Raw genomic sequence first — 8,129 nt, forward strand, 5'->3', positions numbered from 1 at the left:
CCAGGAGGAGATACCGATCATGACTTCGATCCGTTTTGCGCTCAACCATATGGCCGCGCCGTCGCTTGCCATCGGCGATTTCTTCGCGCTGGCCAGATCGCTCGGCATTGATGCCGTCGAGATCCGTAACGACCTTTCCGGCAATGCCATCCTTGATGGCACCAAACCCGAGATGATCAGGCAAGCGGCGGCCCGCCATGGAGTGACGATCATCTCGATCAACGCCCTGCAGCGCTTCAATGAGTGGAATGCGACCCGGGCCGCCGAGGCGCAGGAACTGATAGATTATGCCGGCGCGTCGGGCGCCAAGGCGCTTGTCCTCGTTCCCAAGAACGACGGCACCGGCTGCGCCGATGGCGAACGGCAGGCCAATCTGCGTCAGTCTCTGATTGCGCTGAAGCCGATGCTGGAGGAAGCCGGCATTATCGGTCTCGTCGAGCCGCTCGGTTTCGAGATCTGCTCGCTGCGCTCGAAGACCGAGGCGGCCGAGGCAATCAGGGAGCTCGGCGCGGAATCGACCTTCAGGCTTGTCCACGACACCTTCCACCATCACCTTGCCGGCGAAGCGGCGACTTTTCCTGATCTGACCGGCCTTGTGCACATCTCCGGCGTCGACGACCCGGCTGTTTCCGTTGCCGATATGCGTGATTCCCACCGTGTCCTGGTCAATGCCGACGACCTGCTCGACAATGCCGGGCAGGTCAGGGTGCTGCTGCAGGCGGGTTATACCGGCCCGTTCTCCTTCGAGCCCTTCGCGGCGGAGGTGCATGCGCTGAAGGACCCGGCCGGCGCGCTGCGCGCCAGCATGGAGTATCTGGCAGCGCGGGTTTAAAAGCCGCCCAGTCGCCCGCAGTTATTCCCGGCCTCTGAACCGGCGCTGATAGGCCGGATCGTAGAGCGAGCTTTCGCGGAAATCTTCTGCCGCGAGCGAGGGGCCAACAAAGATGATCGCTGTGCGTTCGATCGGTTCGGCGGCAACCTTTGCCTCGATATCGGCGAGCGTGCCGCGCAGGATGCGCTCGTCCGGCCAGGAGGCCTTGACGACGATCGCGACAGGGCAGTCGACGCCGTAAAGCGGCGTCAATTCGTCGACCACTTGCTTCAGCGCGTGGATTGCCAGATGGATCGACAGCGTGGCGCCCGTCGCGCCGAACTTCGCCAGTGTTTCGTCGTTCGGCATCGGTGACGCGCGGCCGGAAACGCGGGTCAGCACCAGGCTTTGGGCCACGGCCGGGATCGTCAGTTCTCGGCCGAGCGCCGAGGCCGCGGCGGCAAAGGCCGGAACACCAGGCGTCATCGTATAATCGATGGCATGCTTTTGCAGCCGGCGGACCTGCTCGGCGACCGCACTCCAGACCGAGAGATCACCGGAATGCAGCCGGGCGACATCCTGGCCGGCCGCGGCAGCGCGAAGATATTCCGCCTCGATCTCATCGAGCGACATCGGCGCCGTGTCGACGATGCGCGCACCCGCCGGACAATATTGCAGCAGCTCCGGCGAGACGATAGAGCCGGCATAAAGGCAGACCGGGCACCGGGCGATGAGATCGCGGCCACGCACCGTGATCAGATCCGCAGCACCTGGCCCGGCGCCGATGAAGTGCACCGTCATCTCGTCATCCTTTCGTCCAGCGCCACTGCGTCACCGGCATCGCCGGCCGCCAGCCGCTCATGCCGCCGACGGGTTGTGCGCGCGATATTTCGATCCGCGTGAGGAAACCGCCGCGTTTGGCATGTTCACCGAGCAGCACCGCTTCCATCTCCAGCGTCACGGCATTGGCAACGAGCCGCCCTCCCCGCTTCAGCGCGGCAATCGCAGTATCGACAACACCCGGTTCGCTGCCGCCGCCGCCGAGGAAGATCACATCCGGTTCTGGCAGGCCCTTCAGCGCGAGGGGCGCTGCACCTTCGACGACGGCAAGATTCGGTACCCCGAAGGCGGCTGCGTTGCGGGCGACCCGTGCGGCCCGTTCCGGCGACTGTTCGACGGCGATCGCCTTCAGGCTGGGATCGGCGAGCATCCATTCGATGCCGATCGATCCCGAGCCCGCGCCGATATCCCAGAGCAGTTCGCCATGACGCGGCGCGAGCGCCGAAAGCGTCATCGCCCGGATTTCGCGTTTGGTGATCTGTCCGTCATGCTCGAACAGTTCGTCCTCGAGCCCGGCGGCAAAAGGCAGAACGCGAGCCCCCTCCCCTGCCGCGATATCGAGTGCGCAGACATTCAGGGGATCGATGTCCACGAGATCGAAATCCGCAGCCACAGCACTTCTTTGCCGGTCCCGAGCGCCGCCAAGCGCCTCGAGCACTGTAAGTCGGGACTGACCGAAGCCAGCAGCAATCAGCAGCGCAGCCAGATCGCCAGGCCCCTTCTCGTCCGAGGTCAACGCGAGGATGCGCCGTCCGGGGTGTAGATGCGGCCGGATCAGATCGATCGGCCGTCCATGCAGCGAGATCGTTGCGACGTCCTGCAGCGGCCAGCCAAGGCGGGAGGCGGCAAGGCTGAAGGCCGAGGGCGCGGGGATGGCGTGCATCTCTTCGGCCGCCACATGGCGGGAGAGTGTCGCGCCGACGCCGTAGAGAAACGGATCGCCGGAGGCGAGCACGACGACAGGCGTGCCACGCCTTTCGAGGATAGCCTCGACCGAGCGCTCGAACGGGCTCTGCCAGGAAAGCTTTTCGCCTGTGATGAGCGATGCGGCAAGCGCGTGGTGCCGCACGCCGCCGAAGACGGCGGGTGCGGTCGCGATCAGCCTGTTCGCCTCCTCGCCCAACCCTTCTGGACCATCTTCGCCGATGCCGATAATAGTCAGCCAGCGCTGGCCGGACGCAGGAGCGACATCAGACATGGGAAGACCCCGCATCTTGATCCTCGGCGGCACCAGCGAGGCGCGGCTGCTGGCCGAGGCGCTGGCGGCGCGTGATGATTGCGATGTCCTGCTGTCGCTTGCCGGCCGCACCGAAAAACCGGCCACGCAGCCTGTTCCGGTTCGCATCGGCGGTTTCGGCGGCGCCGCAGCACTTGCCGATTTCCTGAAAGTCGGCGGATATGACCTGTTGATCGACGCCACGCACCCCTTCGCCGAGCGCATTTCGGCCAATGCCGCTTTCGCGGCCGAGACCACCGGCATTGCCGCGATCGCTCTGCGCCGTCCCGAATGGCAACGCGTGGCCGGCGATCGCTGGCGGGACGTGCGGAGCATTCCGGCTGCCATCGAAGCGATTGGCCCCCTCCCCCGCCAAGTCTTCCTGGCGACGGGTCGGCAGGGTGCCCATCATGCGCAAGCCGCACCGCAACATCACTATCTCGTTCGCAGCGTCGATCCCGTCGAACCGCCGCTTACGCTTGATAATGTCGAATACATCCTCGAGCGTGGTCCGTTCACGCTGGATGGTGAATGCGATCTTCTGAGGCAGCACCACATCGACGTCATCGTCGCCAAGAATAGCGGCGGTGTGGCCACCTATGCGAAGATCGAGGCAGCCCGCCTGCTCGGCATCGAGGTGATGATGGTAACGCGCGCGCCGGCCTCGATCGTCAAGGCTGTCGACACTGTCGAGGCGGCGCTGGCGGCGATCGATCACCTGTTTCCCCCCGCCATGAAGCGCGGCGTATAGACGAGGTCCAGCCGGCCTGGCCGCGTGACGACGCGTGTCTCGGCCGAGCCGATGATGATGCAGGTTGCCATATCGGCAATCGACGCATCTGCCTGCGACAGCTGCTGGACGGCGATGCGTTCGTCCGGCCGCCCGGCCGCCCGCCCGAAAATAACCGGTGTTGCTGCAGGCAGATGGTCACGCAACAGCTTGAAGGCTTCGCCGAGCTGCCAGGGCCGCGCCCGGCTGATCGGATTATAAAGCGCGATGACAAAACCTGCCTTTGCCGCCAACACAAGACGGTTTTCTATTATATTCCAAGGCTTTAGATTGTCAGACAGCGATATTGCGCAGAAGTCGTGGCCAAGCGGAGCACCTGCTCTTGCCGCCACGGCCAGCATCGCCGTGATGCCGGGCAGGATGGTGAGATCGACCGCGCGCCATGCGGCCGGCCCGTTCTCGATCGCTTCGCAGACGGCCGCCGCCATGGCGAAGACGCCGGGGTCGCCGCCGGAGACGACGCAGACCTTGGCGCCATCCGCTGCCATGGTGAGTGCGGCCCCTGCCCTGTCGAGCTCCTCGCGATTGTCCGAGGCATGCCGCAGCTGATCGTGGCGGAGCTGCAGCCTGTCGAGATAAGGTCCGTAGCCGAAGAAATCCGTCGCCGCATCGACAGCGGCCAAAGCTTCCGGCGTCATCTGCTCGGGGTTGCCGGGACCGGTGCCGATCACGAAAAGCCTGCCGGTCATCGGCTGCCCTCCCAGCCTGGCACCAGCACGAGCGAAAAATACGGTGCATCGCCGTCTGTCTTGTCGGCAAGCTTTTCCATTGCCGCATTTGCCATGGTGCCGCGCTCAACATAGACGGCTTCTGAAAGCCGGCCGGCGGCCGCCAGTGCCCGGCGGATCTTCGGCAGATTACGGCCGACCTTCATGATGACGGCGGCTTGCGTATCGGCAAGGCGGCGCGTCAGCTCGGTCTCCGCCATCGTACCGGGCAGTACGGTAAGCACGTCGTCGCCCTGGACGATCGGCATGCCGGCCTGCGACCAGCAGCCCGACATGGCGCTGATGCCCGGGATCACTTCCGTCGGGTAGCGTGTGGAAAGCCTGACATGCAGGTGCATATAGGAGCCGTAGAAGAGCGGATCGCCTTCGCTGAGAACGGCGACCGTCAGCCCGGCATCGAGATGCCCGGCGACCGCTTTGGCAGACAGATCGTAGAATTGGGTGATCAGCCTCTGATAGCGTTCGTCGTTCTTGTCGATTTCGGTCGTCACAGGATAATAGAGCGGCAGCAGCGTCACCCCGGATTTCAGCAGCGGCTCGACGATCGCCTTGCCGTTGCCGCCCCTGCCCTGCTTGGCGAAATAAGCGATCACATCCGCGCCTTCGATGGCGCGCACGGCTTTGAGGGTGAGGAGCTCCGGATCGCCGGGACCCGTGCCGACGCCGATAAGACGGCCGCTTGTCGTCATAGGCCTGGCCTCGCCAGTGCATTGATGGCGGCTGCCGTCATGGCGCTGCCGCCGAGCCGGCCGCGGACGATGGCAAAGGGTACGCCGTAGGAATTATCCGCCAGCGCATCCTTGGATTCGGCGGCGCCGACGAAGCCCACGGGCATGCCGAGGATCGCCGCGGGTTTCGGGGCGCCGTCGCGCAGGAGTTCGAGCAGATGGAAGAGGGCGGTCGGTGCATTGCCGATCGCGACAACGCTGCCGCCGAGCCGATCGAGCCAGAGATGCATGGCGGCGGCCGAGCGCGTATTGCCGGTCTCGCGTGCAAGCTCGGGTGTCGCGGGATCGCGCAGCGTGCAGATCACCTCGTTCTGCGCCGGCAGCCGCGCCCGGGTCACACCCTGGGATACCATCTCCGCGTCGCAGAAGATCGCCGCGCCGCCTTTCAGTGCATCGCGCGCAGCGCTGACGAAATCGGCGGAGAACAGGAAATGCTCCGCCGCCTCGACCAGGCCGCAGGCATGGATCATGCGCACGGCGATTTCGGCTTGATCTTCGGTGAAGCGCGATAGATCGGCCTCGGCACGGATGATGGCAAAGGAACGCTCGTAGATCGCATCGCCGCTGCGGATATAATCGTAGTCTGGCATTCCTATTCCTGTCGCAGCGCCTTCGAAACGCCGGTTGCGCCAAGCCGTGTAAGGCAGGCGGCGGTCGATTCGCCAGCGTCTTTGTTGTCTTCGATGGACCGGGCGAGCCTCTCTATAGCGAAATCGATCCGACCGCCAGCGATCCGTTCGTCCGGCAGATCCGCAGCAAGCCCATTGAGGATGAGGCCATAACCTTCCGCCGAGCCGGTCAGGGTCAGCGCCGGCCGAGCGTGAGCGCAGCCCTTGGGACAGCCGGACAGATGCAGCGTCAGCGAACCGTCGAAAAGGGCAGGTGCTACGCCAATGAGGTGACGCGCCAGGGTTCGTGTCTCGTAGAAGGCCGAGCCGCAGGCGCCAGCGCCGGCGCAGGCGGCGATATGCTCGCTGTTCTCGCCAGGTTGTGCGGCGAAGCCATGTCTTGCTGCGTCGATCTGCATAGCCGGCACTGTATCGGCGGAAAGCCCGATGAGGAAGAAACCGCGACCGGGCGCGAGCCGGATGGCTGTTGCGCCGCGGTCCGTTGCCAGATCGAGCAAAGCGATCAGATCGGAGGCTCGCATCTGCCCGAATTCCGGCCCGAGGCCGAGTATGGTTTTGCCGTCCTTAAGCCTGTGCGAGCCGGCAAGCGGCATCGCTGCCGCGCGGGACGGAATGAACTGGATACCATCCATCGCGGGAAAACACGTCCGCAGAAGCGCCGGGTCGATATCCCTTGCCCGCCTGCCCTGCCCGAGGTTCGCCAACAGGCTCAAAATTTCGCCGACGGCCGATATCGCCGACTCCGCGAGACCGATCGCGACCGGCGTTGAGGTCTCACCGTCGCCATTGATCGCGACAAGCCATTCCGCGCCGGATTGCGCGACGATACGGATATCGGCGGACAGTGCTGACAAGCCGAAGGATCCACCACCGTCGACGACGAGCGAGAGTTTTGGCGCCAGGCGCGGTGAGGCAAGCTGATCGCGGAGCGTGCTGCGCAAGGCCATTTCCATTGCGGCCGGATCGCATATTTCTTCCGGGTCGATGCCGTGCAGTGGCGGTGTCTCGATCGCCGGCCCGTCCGGAACGATGATTCCGGCGGCATCGACGTCGGCAGCGAGCTGTCCGACGGTCTCGGCGCGCAGCCCGCGGATCTGCAGATTGCCCCGCGCGGTGATTTCCAGAATGCCGTTTCCATGGGCTGCGGCTGAGCGGGCAAGGCTTGCAAATTGCGACGGCGTCAAAGCGCCGCCGGCCGGCCGCAGCCGGACCAGGAAACCGTCGCCGGTCGGCATGGGCGCGGCAAGGGCGGGGCAGGCGCCGCGCCTACGGATCTCCGCCGCCGGGCGATCGTGCAGATCCGCCTCGCTTGTCCTGTCGCTCGCCTTTGCGGCCTGAATGCTCATTCTCGATCCTCTGACCATTTCTTACATGATCGCAGTCGGGTCGGCAAAGCATGATGGAAAGGCTTCGGACCGGCTATTCCTCGAAATCCCGTCCCTTGCGCAGGAGATAGATGTCCATGATCCAGCCGTGCCGTTGCCTGGCCTCGGCCCTGAGCCTCAGAATGTCGGTCGCGATATCGCCAAGTCGTCCTGACCTGACGATCTCGTCCTTGGTGCCGAGATAGGCGCCCCAGAAGATCTCGGCGTCTGGATCGTCGATCTTTGCAAAAGCCTGTTCGCCGTCGAGCATGACGATGGTGCTGTCGGCCAGAAGCCCGTCCTGCGCCAACCTGCGCCCTGTGGTGATTTCGATCGGTTTGCCGACGAGGTTGACCGGGATCCTGTGGCTGGCCGCCAGCGCCTGGATGCTGGTGATGCCGGGAATGACGCTGTAATCGAAATCCAGGCTGCTTTCCCGGCGCACGCGTTCGATGATGCGGATCGTGCTGTCGTAGAGACTGGGATCACCCCATACCAGAAAGGCGCCGCTGCCATCATCCGGAAGACCGGAGATCAGCTCTCCATAGATGCGGGCGATCTCGCCGTGCCAGGCGTCGACGCTCTGCACATAGGTCTTGTCTGCCGTCTGCCTTTGCGGCACCGCGAATTCTGAAATCCTGCCGGCCGGCCGGGTGATATAGCGTTCGCAGATATCCCGCCGGATTTCGGCGAGCTCTTCCTTGCCGGCGCCCTTGACCGGCAGGAAGACCACGTCGGCTGCGTTCATCGCGTTGATCGCCTGTATGGTGAGGTGCTCCGGGTTGCCCGTGCCGATGCCGATGATATTGATATGCTTCAAGCGGATACTCCCCGTTGAGTCCTGGCGGTCTTGCCGAAAAAGCCGGCTCGCCGCAAGGGTGGGAAAGGGAGTTGGCCGCGGCCAACCGAGCCTGTGGGCGACATCTGAGCCCTGTTGTTGCTGCAAATCCCGAATCGTGTCACCTTCGATACGCTTTTTGACGCTATGTTGACAGAAAAGCGCATCGGAAAGGATTGAGTGTT

Annotated in this window: 9 protein-coding genes; 2 read left to right on the forward strand and 7 right to left on the reverse strand. The window is 64.4% G+C overall.

Annotated features, from left to right (window positions below; translation table 11 throughout):
- The first annotated feature begins 19 nt into the window (after nucleotides 1–19).
- Complete coding sequence (locus RLCC275e_RS30360) at nucleotides 20–832, forward strand: TIM barrel protein (protein ID WP_033183830.1); 813 nt, start codon at nucleotides 20–22, stop codon at nucleotides 830–832.
- Between the two features lie 21 nt (nucleotides 833–853).
- Here the strand turns inward: RLCC275e_RS30360 and cobM are convergent, their stop codons facing one another.
- Nucleotides 854–1,612 (reverse strand): precorrin-4 C(11)-methyltransferase, encoded by a 759-nt coding sequence (cobM, locus tag RLCC275e_RS30365; RefSeq protein ID WP_033183829.1) that lies wholly within the window; start codon nucleotides 1,610–1,612, stop codon nucleotides 854–856.
- 4 nt (nucleotides 1,613–1,616) lie between these two features.
- Nucleotides 1,617–2,849, reverse strand: coding sequence for a bifunctional cobalt-precorrin-7 (C(5))-methyltransferase/cobalt-precorrin-6B (C(15))-methyltransferase (locus RLCC275e_RS30370; protein WP_033183828.1), 1,233 nt, complete (start codon nucleotides 2,847–2,849; stop codon nucleotides 1,617–1,619).
- Here RLCC275e_RS30370 and RLCC275e_RS30375 point away from each other — a divergent pair.
- Complete coding sequence (locus tag RLCC275e_RS30375) at nucleotides 2,848–3,618, forward strand: cobalt-precorrin-6A reductase (protein ID WP_029872099.1); 771 nt, start codon at nucleotides 2,848–2,850, stop codon at nucleotides 3,616–3,618. The genes RLCC275e_RS30370 and RLCC275e_RS30375 overlap by 2 nt on opposite strands.
- Here RLCC275e_RS30375 and RLCC275e_RS30380 read toward each other — a convergent pair.
- The 5 genes from RLCC275e_RS30380 to cobF form a co-directional block, all read right to left on the reverse strand.
- Complete coding sequence (locus RLCC275e_RS30380) at nucleotides 3,582–4,346, reverse strand: precorrin-3B C(17)-methyltransferase (protein ID WP_033183827.1); 765 nt, start codon at nucleotides 4,344–4,346, stop codon at nucleotides 3,582–3,584. The two genes, RLCC275e_RS30375 and RLCC275e_RS30380, sit on opposite strands and share 37 nt — an antisense overlap.
- Entirely contained in the window at nucleotides 4,343–5,074 is a 732-nt protein-coding gene (locus tag RLCC275e_RS30385; RefSeq protein WP_033183826.1) for a precorrin-2 C(20)-methyltransferase, read from the reverse strand. The genes RLCC275e_RS30380 and RLCC275e_RS30385 overlap by 4 nt, the downstream gene beginning before the upstream one ends.
- A complete protein-coding gene (locus tag RLCC275e_RS30390) occupies nucleotides 5,071–5,703 on the reverse strand; it encodes a precorrin-8X methylmutase (protein WP_033183825.1) in 633 nt (210 codons plus the stop codon). Before RLCC275e_RS30390 ends, RLCC275e_RS30385 begins: the two co-directional genes overlap by 4 nt.
- 2 nt (nucleotides 5,704–5,705) lie before the next feature.
- Entirely contained in the window at nucleotides 5,706–7,088 is a 1,383-nt protein-coding gene (gene cobG, locus RLCC275e_RS30395) for a precorrin-3B synthase (protein WP_033183824.1), read from the reverse strand.
- Nucleotides 7,089–7,161: 73 nt separating this feature from the next.
- Nucleotides 7,162–7,926, reverse strand: coding sequence for a precorrin-6A synthase (deacetylating) (cobF, locus tag RLCC275e_RS30400; protein ID WP_033183823.1), 765 nt, complete (start codon nucleotides 7,924–7,926; stop codon nucleotides 7,162–7,164).
- Nucleotides 7,927–8,129: the final 203 nt, after the last annotated feature.

The sequence above is a fragment of the Rhizobium brockwellii genome, from assembly GCF_000769405.2.
GTDB classification, from domain to species: domain Bacteria; phylum Pseudomonadota; class Alphaproteobacteria; order Rhizobiales; family Rhizobiaceae; genus Rhizobium; species Rhizobium brockwellii.